Annotated in this window: 26 protein-coding genes and 1 pseudogene; 26 read left to right on the top strand and 1 reads right to left on the bottom strand. The window is 33.4% G+C overall.

The features are described 5' to 3' along the window. The coding region (locus tag ACQV18_RS08525) for a group II intron maturase-specific domain-containing protein (RefSeq protein WP_428892924.1) at window positions 1-498 on the top strand (498 nt) is incomplete at its 5' end. A gap of 106 nt (window positions 499-604) precedes the next feature. Here the strand turns inward: ACQV18_RS08525 and ACQV18_RS08530 are convergent. Then, window positions 605-771 (bottom strand): annotated as a pseudogene (locus tag ACQV18_RS08530) (transposase); the annotation flags it as partial. Between the two features lie 279 nt (window positions 772-1,050). Here ACQV18_RS08530 and ACQV18_RS08535 point away from each other — a divergent pair. The 25 genes from ACQV18_RS08535 to ACQV18_RS08655 form a co-directional block, all read left to right on the top strand. Beyond that, window positions 1,051-1,668: a plasmid pRiA4b ORF-3 family protein gene (locus tag ACQV18_RS08535; protein WP_428873544.1), complete on the top strand. Its 618-nt coding sequence runs from the start codon at window positions 1,051-1,053 to the stop codon at window positions 1,666-1,668. Window positions 1,669-1,867: 199 nt separating this feature from the next. Continuing rightward, window positions 1,868-2,101: a hypothetical protein gene (locus ACQV18_RS08540; protein ID WP_428873545.1), complete on the top strand. Its 234-nt coding sequence runs from the start codon at window positions 1,868-1,870 to the stop codon at window positions 2,099-2,101. Window positions 2,102-2,219: 118 nt separating this feature from the next. Then, entirely contained in the window at window positions 2,220-2,426 is a 207-nt protein-coding gene (locus tag ACQV18_RS08545; RefSeq protein WP_428876092.1) for a helical hairpin domain-containing protein, read from the top strand. A gap of 139 nt (window positions 2,427-2,565) precedes the next feature. Next, window positions 2,566-2,901: a hypothetical protein gene (locus ACQV18_RS08550; RefSeq protein ID WP_428892925.1), complete on the top strand. Its 336-nt coding sequence runs from the start codon at window positions 2,566-2,568 to the stop codon at window positions 2,899-2,901. 81 nt (window positions 2,902-2,982) lie between these two features. Further along, on the top strand, window positions 2,983-3,561 hold the full coding sequence (locus tag ACQV18_RS08555) for an ATP-binding cassette domain-containing protein (protein ID WP_428892926.1): 579 nt from the start codon (window positions 2,983-2,985) through the stop codon (window positions 3,559-3,561). A gap of 100 nt (window positions 3,562-3,661) precedes the next feature. Next, entirely contained in the window at window positions 3,662-3,952 is a 291-nt protein-coding gene (locus tag ACQV18_RS08560; protein ID WP_428876202.1) for a CD1845 family protein, read from the top strand. 53 nt (window positions 3,953-4,005) lie between these two features. Beyond that, entirely contained in the window at window positions 4,006-4,524 is a 519-nt protein-coding gene (locus tag ACQV18_RS08565; protein WP_428892927.1) for an RDD family protein, read from the top strand. Window positions 4,525-4,623: 99 nt separating this feature from the next. Continuing rightward, window positions 4,624-5,367: a replication initiator protein A gene (locus ACQV18_RS08570; RefSeq protein ID WP_428892928.1), complete on the top strand. Its 744-nt coding sequence runs from the start codon at window positions 4,624-4,626 to the stop codon at window positions 5,365-5,367. Continuing rightward, complete coding sequence (locus ACQV18_RS08575; protein WP_428892929.1) at window positions 5,364-6,203, top strand: ATP-binding protein; 840 nt, start codon at window positions 5,364-5,366, stop codon at window positions 6,201-6,203. Before ACQV18_RS08570 ends, ACQV18_RS08575 begins: the two co-directional genes overlap by 4 nt. Beyond that, entirely contained in the window at window positions 6,200-6,685 is a 486-nt protein-coding gene (locus tag ACQV18_RS08580) for a PcfB family protein (protein ID WP_428892930.1), read from the top strand. The genes ACQV18_RS08575 and ACQV18_RS08580 overlap by 4 nt, the downstream gene beginning before the upstream one ends. Further along, a complete protein-coding gene (locus tag ACQV18_RS08585; protein WP_428892931.1) occupies window positions 6,682-7,413 on the top strand; it encodes a BRO family protein in 732 nt (243 codons plus the stop codon). Before ACQV18_RS08580 ends, ACQV18_RS08585 begins: the two co-directional genes overlap by 4 nt. Continuing rightward, on the top strand, window positions 7,406-9,187 hold the full coding sequence (locus ACQV18_RS08590; RefSeq protein ID WP_428892932.1) for a VirD4-like conjugal transfer protein, CD1115 family: 1,782 nt from the start codon (window positions 7,406-7,408) through the stop codon (window positions 9,185-9,187). Before ACQV18_RS08585 ends, ACQV18_RS08590 begins: the two co-directional genes overlap by 8 nt. A gap of 62 nt (window positions 9,188-9,249) precedes the next feature. Beyond that, window positions 9,250-9,882 carry a GyrI-like domain-containing protein gene (locus ACQV18_RS08595; protein WP_428892933.1) on the top strand — a complete coding sequence of 211 codons (633 nt, stop codon included), beginning with the start codon at window positions 9,250-9,252 and terminating at the stop codon, window positions 9,880-9,882. A gap of 224 nt (window positions 9,883-10,106) precedes the next feature. Next, the gene (locus ACQV18_RS08600) at window positions 10,107-10,418 is read left to right on the top strand and encodes a single-stranded DNA-binding protein (protein WP_428892934.1); all 312 of its coding nucleotides are present in this window, start codon (window positions 10,107-10,109) and stop codon (window positions 10,416-10,418) included. Between the two features lie 3 nt (window positions 10,419-10,421). Further along, on the top strand, window positions 10,422-10,637 hold the full coding sequence (locus tag ACQV18_RS08605; protein WP_428892935.1) for a Maff2 family protein: 216 nt from the start codon (window positions 10,422-10,424) through the stop codon (window positions 10,635-10,637). Between the two features lie 12 nt (window positions 10,638-10,649). Then, the gene (locus ACQV18_RS08610) at window positions 10,650-11,513 is read left to right on the top strand and encodes a VirB6/TrbL-like conjugal transfer protein, CD1112 family (protein WP_428892936.1); all 864 of its coding nucleotides are present in this window, start codon (window positions 10,650-10,652) and stop codon (window positions 11,511-11,513) included. Between the two features lie 11 nt (window positions 11,514-11,524). After that, on the top strand, window positions 11,525-11,779 hold the full coding sequence (locus tag ACQV18_RS08615) for a hypothetical protein (RefSeq protein ID WP_428892937.1): 255 nt from the start codon (window positions 11,525-11,527) through the stop codon (window positions 11,777-11,779). 14 nt (window positions 11,780-11,793) lie between these two features. Then, window positions 11,794-12,219: a PrgI family protein gene (locus tag ACQV18_RS08620; protein WP_428892938.1), complete on the top strand. Its 426-nt coding sequence runs from the start codon at window positions 11,794-11,796 to the stop codon at window positions 12,217-12,219. Beyond that, window positions 12,116-14,539: a VirB4-like conjugal transfer ATPase, CD1110 family gene (locus ACQV18_RS08625; RefSeq protein WP_428892944.1), complete on the top strand. Its 2,424-nt coding sequence runs from the start codon at window positions 12,116-12,118 to the stop codon at window positions 14,537-14,539. The genes ACQV18_RS08620 and ACQV18_RS08625 overlap by 104 nt, the downstream gene beginning before the upstream one ends. After that, complete coding sequence (locus tag ACQV18_RS08630; protein ID WP_428892939.1) at window positions 14,540-17,071, top strand: CD1108 family mobile element protein; 2,532 nt, start codon at window positions 14,540-14,542, stop codon at window positions 17,069-17,071. It begins immediately after the preceding gene. Between the two features lie 11 nt (window positions 17,072-17,082). After that, the gene (locus ACQV18_RS08635) at window positions 17,083-17,304 is read left to right on the top strand and encodes a conjugal transfer protein (protein ID WP_428892940.1); all 222 of its coding nucleotides are present in this window, start codon (window positions 17,083-17,085) and stop codon (window positions 17,302-17,304) included. Beyond that, the gene (locus ACQV18_RS08640; protein ID WP_428892941.1) at window positions 17,288-19,939 is read left to right on the top strand and encodes a leucine-rich repeat protein; all 2,652 of its coding nucleotides are present in this window, start codon (window positions 17,288-17,290) and stop codon (window positions 19,937-19,939) included. Before ACQV18_RS08635 ends, ACQV18_RS08640 begins: the two co-directional genes overlap by 17 nt. A 114-nt stretch (window positions 19,940-20,053) precedes the next feature. Beyond that, window positions 20,054-21,772, top strand: coding sequence for a DNA topoisomerase 3 (locus ACQV18_RS08645; RefSeq protein ID WP_428892942.1), 1,719 nt, complete (start codon window positions 20,054-20,056; stop codon window positions 21,770-21,772). 45 nt (window positions 21,773-21,817) lie between these two features. Next, complete coding sequence (locus ACQV18_RS08650; protein WP_428892943.1) at window positions 21,818-22,792, top strand: DNA cytosine methyltransferase; 975 nt, start codon at window positions 21,818-21,820, stop codon at window positions 22,790-22,792. A gap of 100 nt (window positions 22,793-22,892) precedes the next feature. Beyond that, window positions 22,893-23,028 (top strand): AbrB/MazE/SpoVT family DNA-binding domain-containing protein (locus tag ACQV18_RS08655; RefSeq protein ID WP_428892624.1); only part of this gene is annotated, 136 nt, incomplete at its 3' end.

Genomic DNA, 23,028 nt, shown 5'->3' on the forward strand with positions numbered 1-23,028 from the left:
AATCGAAATAAAAGCAAGGTAGCACATATAACGAAAGTTAAGTATCTAGGCTATAGCTTCTATATTACAAAAGGAAAATGTAGGGTTAGAGTTCATCAGAAGTCAATAGATAAGATGAAAAGTGAACTGAAAAGGCTAACATCTAGAAGTAATGGAGGGTCAAATGCAGTAAGGAAATCCAAACTGAACAAGTTTATCGCAGGATGGATAAATTATTTCTCAATGGCGGATATGAAATCCATGCTGGAACGTATGGATGAATGGCTTAGGAGAAGAGTAAGGCAAATATACTGGAAACAGTGGAAGAAAGTCAGAACAAGATACAAGAGGATAAAGAAATTTGGGATACCGCTTTGGAAAGTGCATGAAATGGCGAATTGCAGAAAAGCCACGTGGCGAGCTGCACTAATGCTAAACTCAGTGCTAACCAAAGAAGAAATAGCCAAGCCAGGCTACCTGTCAATGCTCGGCTATTATACTAAAGAGTGTGTAAACTAGGGAACCGCCGTATACGGAACCGTAGGTACGGGGGTATGAGAAGTCGGCTAGTCAACTAATGGTTAGCCTCCTACTCGATTTCTTCCTGACACATATAATTTTGATATTAAAAGAATTCTTTTTTGAAATGGGAGTCGTTTTTATAGCCAAAGGCATTTCGCTTAATATCTTTGATGAGTTTGTTAGTTGCTTCCAGTTTGGCGTTGGAGTAAGGTAGTTCAATAGCATTAGCGACATAGTTTTATAGCGGATAAAGGTGTTTAAAGCCGTTTTAATAGGTCGAGCATATTCAAAGGACTGAATTTGTAGTATAATTGGTTTGAAAGCAGATTAAACATCTGGATTATAAGAACCGCTTTGTTACATCCATAAAAATGAGTCTTTCTTTTTAAATTTGTGTCGATACTTCATAGATTAGCAGACTCACTAGAACGTTTTCTTTAGTAAAGGTAGTTAATCTTATAATAATGCACTATGAAATAAGTAACTATGTAATTGCAGGATTTTAACTACAGTTTAAAAAGACTTAGTAAAAGAAAGGGAGAGATGATGATGATTCAGTTAAAAGTACAGTTGGTAGGGATTAAGAATCCTGCTATTTGGAGAAATATGATTGTGCCAGATAGGACGACCTTTTTTGAGTTACATTGCTTTATTCAATGTGCTTTTGGTTTAGAAGATAGACATTTATTTAGTTTCCAAAAATATGGTACTCAATTAGAGATTGATTTAGAGATTAGCCGTGATTATGATTTTAGTGATGCAATAGCTAACCTTATAAAAAAAGACGCTGAAAAAACACTTGTTCTCCCATATTTATACGAATATAGTTCAATCAATTATACCTATGATTTTGGAGATAATTGGGAATTTAAGATTACTTTGATGAAAGAAGATGTAGCTAATGGGGGCATTTTTCCTCAGGTGGTTGCTTCTAAAGGTGAGAATATTCCCGAAGATTGTGGTGGTGTTGGAGGACTAGAGAATCTTCGTGAGTTATCAAAAACACCCGATAGCAAAGAATTTAAAAGGTTATGCGAATGGAATCCAAGTATTGGACAAGACTTTAACAAAGAGAATGTAAATCAAGAATTGCAAGATCTATATAATAAAAGAGAGGGTGCAATCTTATTGCCAGATCATGTCTATGATTTTTTAGACTTAGTTTAGTAAGTTATAGATAAAGTTTTATGAAGTGAAAGGGATGATTATCGTTTTCTTTTCGATAGGGTCAAAGAAATATATAGTTACCCTTTTTGAAATCGTTATGAGTGAATGTAATGACTATGAAAATCTTAATAACAAAAACATTAGAAAGGAAAACAGCCTAACTATTATTTAGAGAGTGCTTTAATGGGAAACTAAAGACATGATTAGTGGTATTGACGGGATCATGAACTTAGCTACTGCATCTGGCGAAGATTTAGCACTGACTTCAGATATTGTAACCGATACCATAGATGATACGGCTTTGGCGATTGGCTTGATGGCTAATGCGGGTATTAAATCCTCTCAAGCTGGTACCGCTCTAAGAAGAATAATGGTGGAATTACAAGGAGATTTAACTTTAACCAGTCTTATCAGGAAGTTAAAGACGAGTTAATCAAGGGTATCGCTCAACTAGATTTGATCATCATGGATTTGCAGGATAAGGTCGCTCATCTCAGCAAGGTTACTGAGTCCTATTCAATCTCAATAACTCATACCCTGAGAGCAGACGATTGGCAAGATATGATTATGCGAAGATGAATTTGATAGCAAGTGTTAAGCTGAAGCAGGTGCAGAAAAATATTGAAGTTACTCAGAAACGATTAAATAAATTTATTAATGAGTATGAGTACCAAGTACGAGATTTAGAGAATCTTACTAGATTAATAAATTCCCCAGACTATAATGTCCAAAAAAACAAAGAAAATTCATTGAATTGATAATAAATTTTGTAATTTGGTTTTGTTCGGCGATAGTTTAAAAAATGTAAACGCTTGACTGAGGGCAAAATACTACGATATAGATGAGGACGGACTAAGTTTTCTTAACTATCTCATCATTTTTTAGGAGAAAATGATTATGGAGAAAAGAATTATAACTGCCCTTATGAGTGCCGCTGTTTTTTCTTGCATTATTGGAACAGCAGTTCCAGTACTTGCAGCCTCTGGTCATTGGAAATCGGTTATTCAGTGGGATGCAAATGGTGTTTCTGAAACAGGTTCTGTAAACCGTTCAAGTGTAACGACCTTTACTCTAAGAGTAATGCGGGCAAATGGTGATATTATTGGTACCAAGACGGTTCGCATAGGAAAAAATAAGAGTGATGTTCACGTATGTTGGGGACAACCGGCATTGGATAGATATGGAGAAGTTATCACTTCTAGTCCAGTCCATGACCCTTGGTTTAATAGCTAAAACATTAATATGATTTATTAGCTTGTCTAAATAGAAAACTTAGTCTGTTTTATAGTTATAGTGGTCTTTAAGGGGGATGCTATGATAAAACTTAGTAATATCAATAAAAAATATGGAAAGAGAGAAATTTTTCATCAATTAGACTTTAACATAGAACAATCCGGATTGATTTATACGGTCATTGGTGCGAGTGGTTCAGGCAAGACAACGCTTTTAAATATTATTTTTGGCATAGATTTTGATTATGAGGGCGACTATTATTTATTTGAACGAAATGTCCGAGAATTAAAGCAAAAAGACTGGCAAACCATAAGAAATAGGGATTTACAGCTGGTTTTTCAAGATTATAAACTCACGGAGGGTTCGAGTGTTCTTGATAATTTAAAAAATGCAGGCGATTTTGATGATGCGGCTATAACAGATGTGTTAATAAAATTAGATATTCTAGAATTCGCTGACCAGCGCGTAGCAGAATTAAGTGGTGGGCAAAAGCAACGTGTTGCGATTGCGCGAGCGATGCTGTTTAAACCTAAAATATTGCTGTTAGATGAACCAACCAGTGGGTCTCATGTTATAATTGTGACAACGGCAAATAGATACGATGATATAAGGGTTTCAAAGGCTCTATCAAAAATAAAAAAACATTGGTGTGTTGCTTAGAACGATTTTTTTAGAAAGATTTTTCTAAGGAACACATCAGTGTTGGAGGATAGTGTGAGAGAAGATAGAAGAAAGTATAAATTTGAAATGAGGTGTTAAGATGAAAATAATAAGAATATTATTCAGGATTATTCTACTTCCTGTTCAAATCATTTTGACATTACTCGAATTGTTTTTAACTATGCTTTTAGAAATTGGTACAGGAGTTTTGTATCTTGTAATGCTACTTGTCCTAATAGGAACAGTTTGGGCATTTATACAAGGAGATACAAGAACAGGAATACAAGGAATCTTTTTAACCTACCTGTTTAGTCCTTACGGGCTACCATTAATTGGAGCTTTGGTAATTGTGCCAATAGTTCTATTGAAAGAGGGTATAAAGGCAATATAAAAGGTTAATGGGTAATGAATTTGATATTATGGGGATATGAGAGGATAAAAATTATGATAATCAATAAAAATAATACAATACCAATAAGAAAAAGAGTGAAGGAATTATTTTTTGATTATCTGGTTATTCTTTTGTATCTGGTGCTTTTATTTGGGATAGCTATGTCAGTCTATATATTTTTCTTTAAAGGGATACCTGAAATGAATGAATTACAAGCTCAACTCATTTCAATCCTGACATCAGTAATTCCCATCATTCTGATTTTTTCCTATTTAGACTATTCAAAAGATGGAAGTTTCGGAAAAAGAAAAGTTGGTTTAACCCTTGTTTATAAGGAAAAATCTATTAAAGCCAGCCTAATAAGAAATGGCATAAAATTTTTACCCTGGCAGTTAGGACATATTTCTACAATTCATGGCATATATACAAACTTTGATACCTTATCAATTATGCTGTCTATTGTAAGTATGACATGTGGACTACTATTGTTGTTAATGGCTCTTCTAAGACAAGACAAAAGACATTTGGGAGATTTACTTGCTAATACTCAAGTTCAATTAAATGGTAAATAATTCTAGCGTATAAAACCAATAAAATTTAATAAACATCATACTAGACGATAGAAAATAAAAACTCTATCGTCTTTTTTTATGCAAGAAAGGAGGTGCTTGATGGAATTTGATTACTTTTATAATCGAGATGGGGATCGATATAGCTTTTATATGCTACCTAAGATTTTAATTAGTGGGGACATCTTTAAGAACTTGTCCTCTGACTCCAAAATACTTTATTCCTGTTTATTAGAACGAACCAGCTTATCTGCAAAAAATAACTGGCTAGATGAGGAAAAAAGAGTCTATATCATCTTTACTATTGATCAGGTGATGGAAGTGTTAAACAAGTCCAATAAGACCTCAGTTAAGGTATTAGATGAGTTAGAAAAGATAGGATTAATCGAACGAAAAAGACAAGGACTAGGCAAGCCTAATTTAATCTATGTGAAAGATTTTATGACGGCAGTAAATGCCGAGTGTAAAAACTACACTTCAGAAGTGAAGAATTTACATTTCAGAAATGAAGAAAGTTCACTTCAAGAAGTGAAAAAACTACAAGGAAGTAATACTAATTATATTAAGACTGATATTAGTAATAAGAATAAGAGGGGGGAGACCCAGGCTTTAGGTAGATTTCAAAATGTTTATTTAAGAGATACAGAGATTCAGGCGTTAAGAGAAGAAATCCCCTATCAGTTAGACAACTATATTGAAAGATTATCAGCCTATATGAAAAGCACTGGTAGGAGTTATAAAGACCATAAGGCAACCATTCTTTCTTGGTTCTATCAAGATCAAGGCAATAAAAAAGAAAAATCACTAGTAAGAAAAACAGACTATGAGAAAGGAGTTCATCTATGAAAAAAGAATTAGAATTAAAAGAACCCAGCTATCCCTTTAACGAAAAGGAAGAATATATAAAGGACGGCATGGTTTATTGTAAAAAATGTCATGAGAGATTAGATATAAATCCAATCAAGTTTCTTCATTCAAAAATATTTCCTAGAGAGTGCCATTGTAAAAGAGAAGAAAAGAAAGCACGAGAAGAAAGACTAAAGCAAGAAGAAATTAACAGACTAAAGAGAGCTTGTTTTAAATCGCCAGTTCAATGGGAGTATACCTTTGATAATTTTAGAGGAAGTCCCACCCAACCATATATTATCGCCAAGAACTTTGCTAAAGAATTTAGTCAGATGAAAAAGGAAAACATCGGCTTACTCTTTTATGGAAGTGTGGGAAGTGGTAAATCTTATCTAGCCAGTGCCATTGCAAACCATCTAATCGAAGAAGAAAGAATAAGAGTTTTAATCAAAAACTTCGCTGAAATTATTAACGATATTCAAATCGGGGGCTTCCAATTAGATAAGAATGAATATATTGGGAAATTAGCCAATGTTCCCCTTCTAATTTTAGATGATTTAGGTATTGAAAGAGATACCTCCTATGCCAAAGAACAGGTCTATAACATTATTAACTCTAGGTATTTGAAACAAAAGCCAACGATCATAACTACTAACTTAGCTTTAGAAACAATCACTCATGGAGAAAATGACATTGAATACCAAAGAATTTATTCGAGAATCTTAGAAATGTGTATTCCAGTTATGGTGGTGGGAAAAGATATTAGAAGAAACATACAACAAGAAAAACTAGAAAGTGTAAAAGAAACACTTCTTTATGGAGGTGGTGGGAGATGATTAACGAAGAAGTAAGTAACAGAACAATTAGTGTTCAAGTAAGGGCATTAAAATCATTGGCAAGAGCTATTCTAAGGCAGTTAAAAAAGATATCTAAAGAAGCTAAGAAACACGGTGGATTAGAAAAATATATCAAAAAAGAAGGCAATGAAATAAAGCTAAAAGATATGGCAAAGAAAGGGCAATTAGAAGAAATTCCAGTCAAGGATCAAGAATTAAAGGAATTGAGAAAAGAATTAAATAAGTATGGAGTCAAGTTCTCTGTAATGAGGGATAAGAAGACAGGAGAGCATACAGTCTTTTTCCAGTCCAGAGATTTAAAAATGATGGAGTTAGCCTTTAATAAGGCGGTTGAAAAGTCTGAGAAAAAACATGATCGAAAAGAGTCCATTAATAAGCAAATAAATCAATTCAAGGAGAAAATTAAAAATACCATAGATAAGGATAAGGTTAAGAATAAACAGAAGGAGCAGAGCCTATGAGCAATATTTTACAATTTAATAATCAGGAATTTGGAGAACTCACTGTTATTGAAAAAGACGGTGAGTTTTTCTTTTTTGGAAAAGAAGTGGCAGAGATGTTAGGTTATGCTAGAGGAACTAAAGCAGTCCAAGATCATGTTGATATAGAAGATAGAGATGAAATCCCAATTCAGGATTCCATCGGGAGAATGCAGAAAACACCAATTATTAATGAATCAGGTCTCTATTCCCTCATCCTATCTTCAAAACTTCCACAAGCGAAGAAGTTTAAGAACTGGGTGACAAAAGAAGTTCTTCCAAGCATTAGGAAACATGGTGGATATATAAAGGGACAAGAGAATCTATCTAATGAGGAATTATTAGCTCAAGCCATATTGGTAGCTAACAATGTGATTGCAGAAAAGACTCAAAGAATTAAGGAACTTGAACCAAAAGCCAATTATTATGATAAGTTAGTCGATAAAAATCTTTTAACTAACTTTAGAAATACAGCCAAAGAACTCCACCTACCTCAAAAGGTCTTCATTGACTTTTTAATTAAAGAAAAATATATCTATCGAGATAAAAAGGGAAGACTTTTACCATATTCTCATAGAAACAAGGGATATTTTGAAATTAAAGAATGGTACAGGGAGGATAATTCACTCTTAGGAATACAGACTATGATAACACCCAAAGGTAGGAAATACTTTTTAATTCTATTAGGAGGTGGTTTAAATTGTGATTAAGGCGATTTTAGAAGATATAAAAAATTTAATAAAAATAGATGACCCTAAAAAGTTTGTAATTCATTTACTTCCTTATCTAGGGTTTTTCTATTTAGGAAATATATTCTCCCACCATGTAAGAGGATATATAGGAGGAGATGTGATTGACCGAATCTTTCAAGCCATTATTGAAATAGGAAAAATAAACTATATCCCAAGTCTTCATCCAAAAGATTTAATCATAGGTATAGCATTTGGTGGACTAATTAAATTTATTGTCTATTCAAAAGGTAAAAATGCCAAGAAGTTTAGAGAGGGGAGAGAGTATGGATCTGCAAGATGGGGAGATAAAAAAGATATACAGCCATACATTGACCCTAAATTTGAAAATAATGTGATTCTTACTCAAACCGAAAGCCTAACAATGAACTCCAGACCTAAGAATCCAAAATATGCTAGAAACAAAAATGTACTGGTTGTGGGAGGTTCTGGTTCAGGTAAAACAAGATTTTATGTAAAACCTAACCTTATGCAAATGCACTCATCCTATGTTGTAACTGATCCTAAAGGGACGATTGTAATAGAGTGTGGCAAGATGTTAGAAAAAAATGGTTATGATATTAAAGTACTAAATACCATAAACTTCAAAAAGTCTATGAAATATAATCCCTTTGCCTATTTAAAAAGTGAAAAAGACATACTCAAATTGGTACATGTAATCATTGCTAATACCAAGGGAGAAGGGGAAAAAGCAGGTGAGGATTTTTGGGTCAAAGCGGAAAAACTCTATTATACAGCCCTGATTGGGTATATATTTTATGAAGCACCAAGAGAAGAAAAGAACTTTGCCACCCTACTAGATATGATTGACGCTTCAGAAGTTAGAGAAGATGATGAGAGCTTTAAGAATCCAATTGATCACTTATTTGAAGCATTAGGAAGGAAAGACCCTACACATTTTGCAGTGAAACAATACAGAAAGTACAAGTTAGCTGCTGGAAAGACAGCTAAGTCCATTCTAATTTCATGTGGAGCAAGACTAGCTCCTTTTGATATTAAGGAATTAAGAGAATTGATGAAAGAAGATGACCTAGCCCTAGATACCATTGGGGACAAGAAGACAGCACTTTTTGTAATAATTTCTGATACAGATGATACCTTTAACTTTGTCGTTTCCATTATGTATTCTCAGCTATTTAACCTACTATGTGATAAGGCAGATGATATATATGGCGGAAGATTACCTATTCATGTTAGATTCTTATTAGACGAGTTTGCCAATATCGGTCTTATTCCAAAATTTGAAAAGCTGATTGCCACCATTCGTTCAAGGGAAATTTCAGCAAGTATTATCCTACAAGCTCAATCTCAGCTAAAAGCAATTTATAAGGATCACGCCGATACCATTATTGGCAACTGTGATTCTATGATTTTCTTGGGTGGAAAAGAAAAAACAACTCTTAAAGAACTATCAGAGAGCTTAGGTAAAGAAACCATAGATCTTTATAACACTTCAGAAAACAGGTCAACACAAAAGAGTTTTGGATTGAACTATCAAAAGACAGGCAAAGATTTAATGAGCCAGGACGAGATAACTGTAATGGATGGTAGCAAGTGTATACTACAATTAAGAGGCGTTAGACCGTTTCTATCTGACAAGTATGACATTACAAAGCACAAGAATTATAAGATGTTAGAAGATTATGACAAGAGAAATGCTTTTGATGTTGAAAAATACATGGGAAGAAAGGATAAGCCGAAGCTAAAGGCAAATACAAAAGTGATTAGAATTTAGTTTAAAATAAAGGTTTAATGATATAATTAATATAAATAAGAATTTATAGAGGAGATGATACAATGGCTTTTGACTATAAAAAAGAATTTAAGGAATTTTATGTTCCAAAAAGTAAACCTAGTATAGTTACAGTACCAAGCATGAATTATATAGCCGTTAGAGGAAGTGGAGATCCTAATTCAGAAGATGGTGAGTACAAGCAATCAATAGGATTGCTCTATGGTATAGCGTATACAATTAAAATGAGCAAAAAAGGGACCCACCAGATTGACGGATATTTTGACTTTGTAGTACCGCCACTTGAAGGATTTTGGTGGCAGGATGGAATTAATGGTGTAGACTATGCACATAAGGAAAATTTTAAGTGGATTTCAGTTATACGCCTACCTGATTTTGTTAAAAAAACCGATTTTGACTGGGCTGTTTCTGAAGCTACCAAGAAAAAGAAAACAGATTTTTCAAAGGTAGAATTCATGACATATGATGAAGGACTATGCGTACAGTGTATGCATATAGGACCTTATGACAGTGAGCCAGCTACTGTTTCAATGATGCATGAATATATTGACAGCGAAGGGTATGCCTTAGATATAACAGACGAACGAATGCATCATGAGATCTATTTAAGTGATGCAAGAAAAGTTGAGGCAAATAAGCTAAAGACAGTAATTAGGCATCCAATCAAAAAAATATAATAGGTCTCAGTTTGTAGAAAGTATAATTTAATACTTTAAAGAATAAGATGATAGAAATAAAAATCTATTGTCTTTTTTTGTACCTTAAATCAGGAGGTAAAGATGAATAGGATAAGAAGCCCTACTAGATAGGCAAGGTAAAAATATAATAGGACACATAAGCGATTGGAAAAGAAAAATCCAGTCGCTTTTTTTATTTCAAGAAAAGGAGAAGAAAGAAGTTTATGGAAAGAGAAATGATTAATATTAACGCAAATCTTGTGAAAGAACCTGAGTTTACAAGCTTTGAAAGAGAAGGAGAAGAAGTAGAGGTCGCAAATTTTAGCCTTGTAAAGAAATATGGAAAGGACAAAGAATATATCAACTGTTCTGCCTATGGAGAAAAGGTTGAAACAGCAAAAAGCTTTGAAAAAGGCGACTTGATCCATGTCTTTGGCTACTTTAAGACAAGAGAACATCAAGGAAAGACCTATAAGAATTTTGTCGTGAAAGCATATAACAAAATAGAAAAGAAAGATAAAAAAGAGGAGGAATAATCAATGGAATTTTTTACACAAGCAGTAGATGTATTAAAGGTATTAGTTATGGCAGTAGGAGCAGGACTTGGAGCTTGGGGAGTTATTAACCTAATGGAAGGTTATGGTAATGACAACCCTGGTGCAAAATCACAAGGAATCAAACAACTTATGGCAGGAGGAGGGATTGTCTTAATCGGATTGAAGCTAATTCCGTTACTGGCAAATGTATTGAAGTAAGGAGAATGATATATGTTTGGAATTTTCGATAAGATAACAGAATTTTTTAAAGAACTTTTAATCGGAGGTATCCAAACAAACCTTGAAGATATGTTTATTGACATCAATTCAAGAGTGGGAGAACTAGCTACAGATATTGGTCAAACCCCAATGGGATGGAACGGCGAGGTATTTTCATTTATTAAAAGCATAAATGATTCGGTTATCATTCCCATTGCGGGTTTAATCATTACAGCTGTTTTATGTATAGAACTTATTAATCTGGTGATGCAAAAGAACAATATGCATGACACAGATACCTTTGAGTTCTTTAAATATATTATCAAAATGTGGATAGCTGTGTGGCTTGTCTCTCATGCCTTTCAATTTTCAATGGCAGTCTTTGATGTCGCCCAACATCTAGTGAGTCAGGCAGCAGGAGTAATTAATACTTCTGCTACTGTTTCTCCTGATGAAATAGTTGCAATGGTTGAGCAGTTAAATGAAAAAGATGTAGGAGAGCTACTAATGATTCTTGTAGAAACTTCGTTGGTTAAAATAGCCATTCAGATTGTTTCTCTTGTCATCATGCTTGTCGTTTATGGGCGTATGTTTGAAATCTATGTTTACTCATCGGTTTCAGCTATACCCTTTGCTACTATGGGCAATAAAGAGTGGGGACAAATAGGGACAAACTATATTAAGGGTTTGTTTGCTATTGGACTTCAAGGTTTGTTTTTAATGGTATGCCTTGGTATTTATGCCGTATTAATTAAAACAATAGAAATAACAGATATTCATCAAAGTATTTTTATGGTACTAGGTTACTCCCTATTACTTGGTTTGATGATGTTAAAGAGTGGAACACTTGCTAAAAGTGTTATGAATTCACATTAGGAGGAAAATATATGAATAAAAAGAAAAAAATAATGTTATTAGCAACTGCAATAGTAGCTGGTCTTGGCTGGATAGTGAATGAAATCAAAAAGAAAAACCAGATAGAAAAACTGGAAGATGAAATAAGAGAGCTAAAGTATTCAAGTGAAGCACTTATGGTTTATCAGCATGAGAAGAATAAAAGAATGGAAGATCGTTTAGATGAATTAGTTGATGAGTTTGCTAGTGTCTATACTCACATGGAAGAACTAGCGGAGATTAAATAAGATGGGGGATTCTTATGGCTTATGTACCAATACCTAAAGACTTAAATAAGGTCAAAACAAAAGTTGCCTTTAACTTAACCAAAAGACAATTAATTGGCTTTACCTTGGCTGGGCTGGTGGGTTTTCCTGTCTATTTATCCATTAGAAAATTTGTACCAAATGATATAGCAGTAATTACTATGATACTTGCAACTCTACCGATCTTTTTTGTGACCATGTTTGAAAAAGATGGTTTAAGGTTTGAACAGTATTTTAAATATATCTACCTTCACAAGTTTTATCAGCCTGGTAAAAGAGTCAGAAAGGAGGTTCTAAGAAATGAACAGAAAAATAAAAATGCAAGAAAAAACACTAAAAAGAAACAAGCAAGCCCTAAGAGAACAAAAAAGGGATTTGAAAAGTCAGAGAAAGAATCAAAAACAAAGTCCAATGCCAAGTAAGACAGGGGTATTGGATTTTTTGTTTAAGAAAGAGAAGAAAAGATACACCGTAGAAGATACCATACCTTATCTAAGAATGTTAAAAAATGGGGTTTGTCAGATAGATGAAAGACATTTTAATAAAACTATTTCTTTTGAAGACATTAACTACCAACTGGCTTTAGAAGAAGATCGAGATTTAATCTTTAACCAGTTTGCTAACTTCCTAAATTCATTTGACCCAAGTATTGGGATTGAGTTTTCATATATTAACCAGTTAGGCCGAAATGAAGAAATGGAAGATGCTATAAAAATTCCTGATAAGGGAGATGACTATGATGAAGTAAGAAAAGAATTTAGACAAATGCTTAAAAATCAACTAGCTAAGGGAAATAATGGACTTAAAAAATCCAAGTATATTACCTTTACCGTTGAAGCTGATAAGCTAGAACAAGCAGTTGCCATGCTTGAAAGGATAGAAATTGATATCTTATCCAACCTAAAAAGTATGGGAGTAAGGGCAGAAAGTCTAAATGGAAAAGAAAGACTAAAGGTTATCCATGACATTTTAAATCCTGATAAGTCATTTGATTTTTCATATAAGGATATTACTAAGAAAAAGACCAGTAAGTCCTTTATTGTTCCCGATGAATTTAACTTTGTACCAAGCAAATATTTTAAGTTTGGCAAATACATCGGAGCAACCAGTCATTTTCAAATACTTGCCAGTGAACTATCTGATCGAATGCTGGCGGAGTTTTTAGATATTGACGATAATATTAATATTTCCTTTCATATCAGATCCATTGAACAATCAGAAGCCATTAAGATGGTTAAGAGAAAAAACACCGATATTGATAAGATGAAAATTGAAGAACAGAAAAAGGCAGTTCGTGCAGGTTATGACATGGATATCATTCCATCAGATATTAACACCTATGGAGAAGATGTTAAAGTCCTACTAAAAGACCTCCAAAGTCGTGATGAGCGTATGTTTATTGTGACCATAGTCTTTATGAACTTTGCTAGAACTATTCAAAAGTTAGAAAACACTTTGGCACAAATTTCTTCTATTGCCAATAGACACAACTGTAAGGTAAAAAGCTTAGATCATCAACAGGAACAAGGTTTAGTTTCTATCCTACCAATAGGAGTTAACCAAATTGAAATTAATAGAGGACTAACCAGTTCATCAACGGCAGTTTTTATGCCTTTTACAACAGAAGAATTATTTATTGATTCATCAAATAGCCTTTACTATGGCTTAAATGCCCTAAGTCATAACTTGATAATGGCCGATAGAAAGCTTCTTAAAAACCCAAATGGCTTGATTTTAGGGACACCAGGTTCTGGTAAGTCTTTTTCAGCCAAGCGTGAAATGGCAAATGCCATATTAGTTACAGATGATGATGTCATTATCTGTGATCCAGAGGGAGAATATGGAAGTCTTGTTAAACAGTTTAATGGAGAAGTAATTAAAATTAGTTCTAAGTCTAAGGACTATTTAAATCCTCTAGATATCAATATGAACTATGGGGATGGAGATGCTCCCTTAAAGGATAAGGCAAACTTTATTATGTCCATGTTAGAACTTGTTGTTGGAGGATCTGGATTAACGGCTGCTGAAAAATCGGTAATAGATAGATGTTTACCTAAAATTTATGAGAAGTATTTTGAAGATCCTAAGCCTGAAAATATGCCTATCTTAGAAGACTTGTACGATATGCTTCGCACCCAGGAAGAAACGGTTGGAAGAAAACTTGCCACAGAAATGGAAATCTATGTGACAGGTTCACTTAATGTCTTTAACAATCACTCTAATGTGGATTTAAATAAGCAGTTACTTTGTTTCGATATTAAGGAACTTGGAACGCAATTAAAGAAAATAGGAATGCTTGTTATACAAGACCAGGTTTGGAATAAGGTGTCGCAAAATAGGGGAAGTAAGTCGACTAGATACTACATTGATGAATTTCATTTGCTTTTAAAAGATGAACAAACAGCCCAGTATTCTGTTGAAATCTGGAAGCGATTTAGAAAATGGGGAGGGATACCCACAGGAATTACTCAGAACATTAAAGATTTATTGGGAAGTAAGGAAATAGAAAATATTTTTGATAATACAGACTTTGTTCTCATGCTTAATCAAGCACCAGGGGATCGAGATATACTAGCCTCTAAGCTTAAAATATCTTCTCCCCAACTAAGATATGTAACCAACTCTAATGCGGGAGAAGGTCTAGTCTTTTTTGGCAATACCATTGTTCCCTTTATTGATAAGTTTCCTAAAGATACGATTCTTTATGAAAAGATGACCACTAAGCCTGAAGAGGTGAAGTAGATGAAAAAGAAAAGGAAAAAGAGTTTTGATGAAAAATTAAGATTAAGTAGGGAACAAGGAAAGAATCTAAATGAGGAATCAAAGCTTAAACATGGAGACGATTATCTGGGGAAAATTATTAAGGATAATGAGAGGTTTCAAGATAAAAGAAAAATTAGAACAAGTAAAAGACAAGTTACTTCAGATGTCGTTGAAAATAAAAAGGAAAGAAGACATCGAGAGCATTCGGAGCTTGAACAAATTAGGGAGGAGAAGAGATCTCTATCCGATTATAAAAATGAAGGCTCTTTTTCTAAACAAGAATTAGGAAAAAATAAAAGTTTTGATAATAAGAAAACAAAGTCCGATAAACAAATAAGACAAGAAGAAATAAAAGAAGTTAGAAAAGGCTTAAGTTCAAATGATAGAGAGCCTTTTTCTAATAAAAAGGATAAGAAAAAGGCTTTTAGAAGACAGGGGCAAAAATATAGAGTATCTCAGTTAAATGAGTTAAAAGAAGTCTATGATCCACTAGAAAAAGATACAGATAATGATGGGATAATTGATCGATATGACAATAACTTTAAGGATAGTGATTACTTTGAATCCACCTATGATGTGGAAGAAGAAGAAAAAAATCATCAAGAGGTTTTACAAACCAAAAAAGCTAAACAAAGAAAAATTGGTCAGGATTTTAGAAGAAAGGAAGAAGTAAAAAGTTCTAAGAAAAAACTAGAAGAAAGCTATAAGAAGTCAACAGATGATGTCTATGACCCATTAGGAAAAGACCTTGATAATGACGGAATTATCGACCGATATGACCATGACTTTAGAGATAGCGACTATCTTAAATCAACCTTTGACTTAGACGACTTAGGTAAAGATAAGTCTCATAAAAAGAAGCTTTATCAAAAGAAAAATAATAAGAGAAAAAACTATTCTGATGAAAAATATACCAGAAGCAAAGATTCAAAGAAGGATCAAACTAAGGGTAAGAAAGTCGTTGAGGATAGAAAAAAGAAAAACAAACAAGCTAAAGATTTTAATAAAAAGCTTAAAAAAGAAAAGACCAATAGTGCCTTACTTCTAGGAGTTGCTAAAGGTCAGGAAGTTGCAAGAGATTATCTATCAAGTGGAAGTGACGAAAATGCTGGGGTTGAAAGTGGTGAAAAACTTTCGGATGCTAGTTCAAAGCTTATTCATAAACAGCAAAAATATCTCAATAAGAGAAAGGCAAAAAAGGCTTATAACCTACAAGGTCAAGATAAGATAATTAGAAAGAAAAAGTCCAAGCTTGATTTTAGGGAAGAACTTGAAAGGGCAAGGGCAAGTGATAAGTATAAAAAGGCAAGTGCCTATAAGAAGTTTCAAAAAAGAAGACAGATGAAGGCACAAATTAATAAACAGCATAAAACAAGATTCAGAGATCGAGTAAAGGAAAACTTGCTCGGTCTTTTTAAAAATGCCAGAGAAATGGTAGTAAGAAAGTCTAAGGCAATTTTAATAGGTCTGGTTGGAATCATTGTCTTAGGAACATTTATCATAAGTTTTGGTGGTTCAACCATGTCAGGCTTTATGAATACAGCAAGCTCTACCCTTGCCACATCCTATCTTTCAGAGCCTAATGTCTTAACAGAAGTCAATCAACACTTTTCCTTTATGGAGCAAGAACTACAAGATAAGCTAGATAATATTGAATCAGCCCATCCTGGTTACGATGAATACATCATTAATAAGGACGGAGAAATCTATCATAATACTCATGAACTGTTGTCCTACATTACTTCTAGATATGGAGGTTTTGAATCAGTAGATGAAGTTAAGGATATATTAAAAGAGTTATTTGAAAAGATGTATGACCTTAGTTATGAAACAAAAACAGAAATTCGCTATCGAACAAAATATGAAACAAGAATCGATAGTAATGGTAATAGGTATCGAGTAAGGGTTCAAGAACCTTATGAGTATAAGATTTTTATTGCAAACCTAAAGACTCGTTCAATGGATAGCGTGGTAAGAGAAATTCTAGCAGACTATCCAGATAATATTGTTCACTATGAAGCCCTACTAGCTAGTGGGGGTAATATGGGAGACTTTTTTGGTTCAAGTTCAGGAGATTTGTCTGAAATTATCAACAATCCAAACTTTGGCAATCCAGGACTTGCCTTTGATGATGCAAGTGTTCGACAGTTATTCTCAGAGGCTGAAAAACATATTGGAAAGAGATATGTCTTTGGAGCAAATGGGCCGAACAACTTTGACTGTTCATCCTTTGTCTGTTGGTCATTTACAAAATCAGGGATTAAAAATATGCCTAGAACAACAGCACAGATGATTTATTCCAATTATTGTACCCATATTAGTCCATCAGAAGCTAAACTTGGAGATATTATCTTCTTTAGTGGGACATATAATAGTGGCTCACCGATTTCTCATGTAGGAATTTATGCTGGAAATGGCATGATGATTCACGCAGGAGATCCGATCCAATATACAAGTATTAATTCAAATTATTGGAAACAACACTTTTATGCATTTGGTCGACCAAGATAGGAGGAAGATTTATGAGTCGAAGACTAAAAACAGTTAGAAGTAAAATAAGTAAAACCAATAAAAAGATAGCCCTACTCCAAGAAGAGTTAGGGCTTTTGTTATTAGAAGAGGAGGAATTAGAAGATCAAGAAATTATAGCAATTTGTAGAAAAAACAAAATAACACTAGAAGATTTGATGAAAAAAATTAAGGAAGATAAAAAGGAGAATAGAAATAATGAAAACAATGAGTAAAAAACTTAAATTAGGATTTTTGGCACTAATTATTGCCCTATCAACACTTACTAGCTCGATTGGTGCTTTAGCTAAGAATGAAGCCTGGAACAAGGAAGACTTTATGTATTACATGGAGGATAATAGTCATGTAATAGGTTTAAGTCAAAGCGGAATTGAAAAAGTAGAAAGGACAAAAAGAATTGAATTTTTAGATGGGACAAGGATTATTGGTAATAAGTATGTTATGAAGGAATATTTTGGCAATGATTCTTACACAGCAAGAGATATGATTGCTGGTAAAAAACTAAAGGAGGTAGTTATCCCTCAATCAGTTCGAAAAATAGATAGCAATGCATTTTCATACTGTGATTTAGAAAGGATTGATTTACCACTTAATTTAGAAGAAATTGGTGACTGGGCGTTTTATAGCAACAATTTAAAAGAGCTATCTTTGCCTAACAGTATCAGAAAAATTGGACCAGCTGCCTTTAGGGGAAATAAACTTAAAAAATTAAATATTCCTAATCAATTACAAGTATTAGAAGGTGGCGTGTTTTTTGAAAACAATTTAGAAGAGCTGGTTATTCCTACCAGTGTAAAAGATATAAAAGGAGGAGCATTTTATAGTAACTCTCTTAGAAAAATAACTGCACCGGAAGGTATAAAATTTCACAATACAGGAGCAGGAATTATTGGGAATCAGAAGGCTGAATTTCGTCCAAAACAAAATCCTTTTTATATTGAGAAGCTAGGATTTAATGGCAAACTGGGCATTCAAAATTATAAAGACTTAATTGTAGAAGAGGATGGGGGCATAAGTTTTCCAAATGATGATATTGAAATGGTGAAGTTATCATTTAGAAGTTCTGAACACCACTATAATGGAACAATTACAATTTATAATCCACATAAATGGTCAGGTGGAACACAGACAGTAGACAAAGCAACAACAGATATAGGAACACAAACAGATTCTAAAGATAGCAAGGATCAGTCAACCCAAACAGACCCTAAAGAAAGTAAGGATCAGGCAAGTCAAACAAAAGTAGATGTAAAAATCAGATATCTATTTGAAGATAAAAGTATTTATAAAGAAGAGGTTATCCAGGCAGAGATTGGAGCTATCTTAGATGGGGGAGACCTACCAATGATTTCAGATGATATGGAATTTATGGATGGATTTTTACTATACGAGGTCAAGGGCGATGGGAAAGATTTAATTGAAAGAACAGTTGCCTATCTTAAAAAAGACCAAGAAACTCAAACCGAGGAAGATAAAAAAGACGCTTCAAGTCAAACGGATATAACAATGAAAGACTTAGAAGAAATGACAAAGACTAGTGAAGAGTATAAGAAAAAGATTGAAATACTAGAAAAGGATTTAGCTTCTACTAAGGATAGTGACCTTGAAAAGGGAAAAGAAATTAAGGACTTAAAGGCTAAGTTAGACAAACTTAAAAAAGAACTTGATGAGAAAACTAAACAGCTTAATAAGGAAAAAGATAAGGACTTAGTTAATAAGATAAAAGATTTAGAAAATAAATTAGAAGACTTAAATAAGAAACTTAAAGATTTGGGAGATAAGGAAGATGAAAAACTAAAATCAAAATCTAAGGATTTAGAAAAGAAATTAGAGGAGTTAGAAAAGTCACTTAAAAGCAAGGAGGAAGTTAACCAAATACAAAATAAAACTATCAGTAATCTAGACAAGGAGATTAAGGACTTAAAGGAGAAGCTAAATTTAAAGACAAATGAAGAATTAAAAAACAAAGAAAATAGCCAATTAACTTCTCTAAATAAAGAGATGGAAGGAAAGATTAATGAGTTAAAAAACATTTCTAACAATAAAGCTAGTTTATCTTCATCGCCTTTACAAGCTTCTTCTCAAGCAAAGACAAGTCCAATCAATGAACATACTACCAGTTCAAAGGATTCTAATCAAAAACCAGAAGTTAGTGGAACAAATGATAGCTCTAATGAGTCTAAGGCTAATGAAGTAAAAGATGTTCGCTATCCAAACAAGTCAACAGCAAAAGCTCCAGTTAATCCAGTAGAAACATCGGATGGCAAAACGGTCAATACCAATAAAGGCGTGGCAAGTGCTCCGTCTAAGGCAAGAGCAACAGTCGAGGAAAATGTAGATAATGCTAATAATGACTATCCAATTCATCGTGGCGATTCTGAGGGACTTGATTATTCAGCAGACGCTCGTCAATTTGTGACCTTTACCACTAAGAATGGAAAAAGCTTCCACCTAATTATCAACCATGACGAAGAAAGTGAAAATGTTATGCTTCTTACAGAGGTTTCAGAAGATGATCTTTTAAATATGGTAGAGAGTAAGAAAGAAGAAGAAAAAGAAGACATTCCTGTTAAGGAAGAAGTTGTTGAAAAAGTTGAGGAAGAACCTGCTAAGGAAGAGAAAAAATCCTCAGCAGGAACATACTTCCTACTTCTTCTAGTAGTTGGTGGAGTAATTGGTGCAGGATATTACTTTAAGGTCATAAAGGGCAAAGAAGCCAGTGAATTAGAGGGATTTGAAGAAGACTATGAAGAAGATTATTTTGATGAAGCCGAAACAGATGATGAAAAAGATGAAGATGATGAATTAATAGAAGCTGAAGAAGAGATTGATACAGAAGATTTATTGTAAGAAAAAATAAAATACTAGAATCTAAAAAACTTTCCCGAATATGATATATGATTTGGGAGAAATCTTGAGCGAAGGAGGAATTCTTCGCTCTTTTTTAATTTATGGAGGGAAAAAATGAGATTAGTAATTGCAGAAAAACCCAGTGTCGCCTTGACTATTGCCAAGGTAATTGGAGCTAATAAAAGAAACAATGGATATTACTCAGGTAATGGCTTTTATGTTTCCTGGTGTGTAGGACATTTAGTGGGGCTAGCAAGTCCTGATAAATATGATAAGAAATATGCTAAATGGAAGATTGAAGATTTACCCATATTACCCACGGAATATATGTATGAAATCAATCCTAGAACAAAGAAGCAGTTTAATAATTTAAAGAAATTAATGGCAAGAAGTGATGTTACGACTATTGTCAATGCCTGTGATGCTGGACGAGAGGGAGAGGCTATCTTTCGATATGTCTATGACTATGTAAAGTGTAAGAAGAAAATTGAAAGATTATGGATATCTTCCATGGAAGATCAGGCTATTAGAGAAGGCTTTTACAAGTTAGAATATGGAGAAAAGTATGAGAACTTGTATGAATCAGCCAAGGCTCGTGCCATGGCAGACTGGTTAGTTGGGATGAATTTATCTCGCCTTTATTCTTGCCTTTACAAGCAAAACTATTCAGTAGGAAGAGTACAAACACCAACCCTAAATATGATTGTTACTAGGGATCAGGAGATTGAACACTTTAAAAAAGAAAAGTATTATACAGTAGAAATTAAACTTAAGGACTTTAGTTTAAGTACGCAACGAATTGATGGTTTAGAAATTGCCAAGCAGTTAAGAAATTTAATTGATGACCAGATAGAAATTGATGATGTCATCATAAAGGAAAAAGTAACCAAGCCTGATAAATTATATGACTTAACCACCCTTCAAAGAGAAGCTAATAAAATCTATGGCTTTTCTGCTAAAGAAACACTAGATTTAGCCCAAAAACTTTATGAGAGAAAATTAATCTCTTATCCAAGAACAGACAGTAGATATCTAACCATTGATATGAAGGAAAAAGTAGATAAATATCTCTTTATGTTAAAAAGTGATTTAGAAATTGATGAAAAGAACTTCTTATCGATCTTCGATTCAAAAAAGGTAAGTGATCACTATGCTATTATCCCGACTGAAGCAACACTTGACTTTGATTTTAAAAAGCTTTCGGAAGATGAAAAGAAAATTTATCGATTAATTGAAGCTAAGTTACTGATGTCAGCCTCTAAGTCTTTAGTAGAAAGTATGACCAAGGTTATTTATGTCTATGATGGTATGGAATTTACAGCAAGTGGAAAAACGATTATTGAAGAAGGTTTTAAGCAATTTGATTTATCGCAAAAAAAGAATGAAAAGAACCTACCAGTCATTAAAAAAGGAGATATTTATGAGGTAGAAGAAAGATTAATCAATGAAAAATATACCCAACCACCAAAAGCCTATACAGAGGACAGTCTTTTAAAAGCAATGGAAATTGCTGGTAATAAGGCACTAGACAAAGAAGTGGAAGTTGAAAGAAAGGGAATTGGAACACCAGCCACAAGAGCAGGGATTATTGAGAATTTGATTTATAAAGGCTTCATTGAAAGAGATAAGAAAAATCTTATTTCAACCCATAAGGGGGTATCCCTAGTTGCCATTGTAGGTGAAGAATTTAAATCAGCTGAAACAACGGCTAACTGGGAGATGAAACTAAGTGATATTGCTAAAGGGAAATTATCAAAAGAAGAGTTTTTAAGTGAGATTGAAGGAGAAATAAAAAACAGTATCAATAAATATAAAAACAAAATAGAGGATTAAAGATTAAGGGGACAAGTAATCTTGTTCCTTTTTTACTTTGGGGAGGTGATAGAAATAGAAAAAATAAGAGTTTTAGAATTATTTGGAGGTATAGGAGCAATAAGAAAAGCCCTGATTAACCTTAAATTAGATTATGAAGTGCTTGACTATGTAGAAAATGATAAAAACTGTGCAAAAAGTTATAATGCCCTTTACTCAGAAAATTATCAAGTAAAGGATATTAGAGATTATAAAGCACCAGAGATAGAGGTTGACCTATTAATGCATGGTAGTCCTTGCCAGGATTTTTCAAGGATAGGAGAAAAGAGAGGAGGTGCAAAGGATAGTAAGACTAGATCTAGTCTTTTATTTGAGACTATTAGGGTAATTGATGAAATGAAGATAAAACCTAAGTGGGTTATATGGGAAAATGTAAAGGGAGTTCTCGATAAAAATATGAAAGCTTCCTTTTTTCATTACCTAGAAGAGATGGAAAGATTAGGTTATGAAAATAAATATGAAATTCTAAGTGCTATGGACTTTGGTATTCCTCAAAAAAGAGAGAGAATTTTTGTTATTAGTTGTCTTGAAGAAAATAACTTTTCATTTAAGAACTTAAGAAAAAGAAAGACAAGACCCTTAAAGGAATTTTTAGAAGAAGATGTTAGTGACATATATACAGTTAGACAACCCTCAATTCTATCTTATTTATCTGACAAACCTCGAAATAAAAATTTTAAGGGAAGGCTACAAGTAATTAAAGATTTTGCCTACACCATTTCTACCAAGCAAGTTAGAGTTCCTAATTCAGGAATTATTGATATAGGAGATGGAAAATTTAGGTATTTAACAGAAAGGGAATGTTTAAGACTAATGGGCTTTGATGATAAAGATATAGATATACTTGAAAAGACCCATCCAAGAAGAAAAAACTGCACTTCAAGTATTTTATATAAGCAAGCTGGTAATTCAATTGTGGTAGATGTATTGGAAGCCATAGTAAAAGAGATAGTTAAACAAGAAAAAAAGAAAGCTAATTAACAATCAGACCTTCTTGTTTTTTCATCATATATTCAGTATAATTAAAAGTAGGAAAAGTAGGAGGGGTCTAATGGATATTTTTATTGAAAATGCAAAGGTAATGGCTAAGGGACAGGTGACGATTCCAAAGGCGGTAAGGGATCTTATGGGAATTGCTCCTGGTGATCGAGTTAGCTTTCTTGTCAATCAAGGAAAGGTTCAAATAATAAACTCTAAGGATTATTTGTTAGCCTATG

Origin of the sequence: Facklamia sp. P9177, from assembly GCF_050409585.1 — a bacterium.
Lineage (GTDB): Bacteria > Bacillota > Bacilli > Lactobacillales > Aerococcaceae > Facklamia.

Coding starts and splice junctions, on each gene's coding strand:
- ACQV18_RS08630 (WP_428892939.1), top strand. CDS start 14,540: ATGAAAAAGAAAAGGAAAAAGAGTTTTGATGAAAAATTAAGATTAAGT.
- ACQV18_RS08585 (WP_428892931.1), top strand. CDS start 6,682: ATGAGCAATATTTTACAATTTAATAATCAGGAATTTGGAGAACTCACT.
- ACQV18_RS08550 (WP_428892925.1), top strand. CDS start 2,566: ATGGAGAAAAGAATTATAACTGCCCTTATGAGTGCCGCTGTTTTTTCT.
- ACQV18_RS08625 (WP_428892944.1), top strand. CDS start 12,116: ATGCAAGAAAAAACACTAAAAAGAAACAAGCAAGCCCTAAGAGAACAA.
- ACQV18_RS08640 (WP_428892941.1), top strand. CDS start 17,288: ATGAAAACAATGAGTAAAAAACTTAAATTAGGATTTTTGGCACTAATT.
- ACQV18_RS08565 (WP_428892927.1), top strand. CDS start 4,006: ATGATAATCAATAAAAATAATACAATACCAATAAGAAAAAGAGTGAAG.
- ACQV18_RS08610 (WP_428892936.1), top strand. CDS start 10,650: ATGTTTGGAATTTTCGATAAGATAACAGAATTTTTTAAAGAACTTTTA.
- ACQV18_RS08620 (WP_428892938.1), top strand. CDS start 11,794: ATGGCTTATGTACCAATACCTAAAGACTTAAATAAGGTCAAAACAAAA.
- ACQV18_RS08560 (WP_428876202.1), top strand. CDS start 3,662: ATGAAAATAATAAGAATATTATTCAGGATTATTCTACTTCCTGTTCAA.
- ACQV18_RS08580 (WP_428892930.1), top strand. CDS start 6,200: ATGATTAACGAAGAAGTAAGTAACAGAACAATTAGTGTTCAAGTAAGG.
- ACQV18_RS08540 (WP_428873545.1), top strand. CDS start 1,868: ATGATTAGTGGTATTGACGGGATCATGAACTTAGCTACTGCATCTGGC.
- ACQV18_RS08535 (WP_428873544.1), top strand. CDS start 1,051: ATGATTCAGTTAAAAGTACAGTTGGTAGGGATTAAGAATCCTGCTATT.
- ACQV18_RS08595 (WP_428892933.1), top strand. CDS start 9,250: ATGGCTTTTGACTATAAAAAAGAATTTAAGGAATTTTATGTTCCAAAA.
- ACQV18_RS08555 (WP_428892926.1), top strand. CDS start 2,983: ATGATAAAACTTAGTAATATCAATAAAAAATATGGAAAGAGAGAAATT.
- ACQV18_RS08635 (WP_428892940.1), top strand. CDS start 17,083: ATGAGTCGAAGACTAAAAACAGTTAGAAGTAAAATAAGTAAAACCAAT.
- ACQV18_RS08570 (WP_428892928.1), top strand. CDS start 4,624: ATGGAATTTGATTACTTTTATAATCGAGATGGGGATCGATATAGCTTT.
- ACQV18_RS08645 (WP_428892942.1), top strand. CDS start 20,054: ATGAGATTAGTAATTGCAGAAAAACCCAGTGTCGCCTTGACTATTGCC.
- ACQV18_RS08605 (WP_428892935.1), top strand. CDS start 10,422: ATGGAATTTTTTACACAAGCAGTAGATGTATTAAAGGTATTAGTTATG.
- ACQV18_RS08600 (WP_428892934.1), top strand. CDS start 10,107: ATGGAAAGAGAAATGATTAATATTAACGCAAATCTTGTGAAAGAACCT.
- ACQV18_RS08615 (WP_428892937.1), top strand. CDS start 11,525: ATGAATAAAAAGAAAAAAATAATGTTATTAGCAACTGCAATAGTAGCT.
- ACQV18_RS08575 (WP_428892929.1), top strand. CDS start 5,364: ATGAAAAAAGAATTAGAATTAAAAGAACCCAGCTATCCCTTTAACGAA.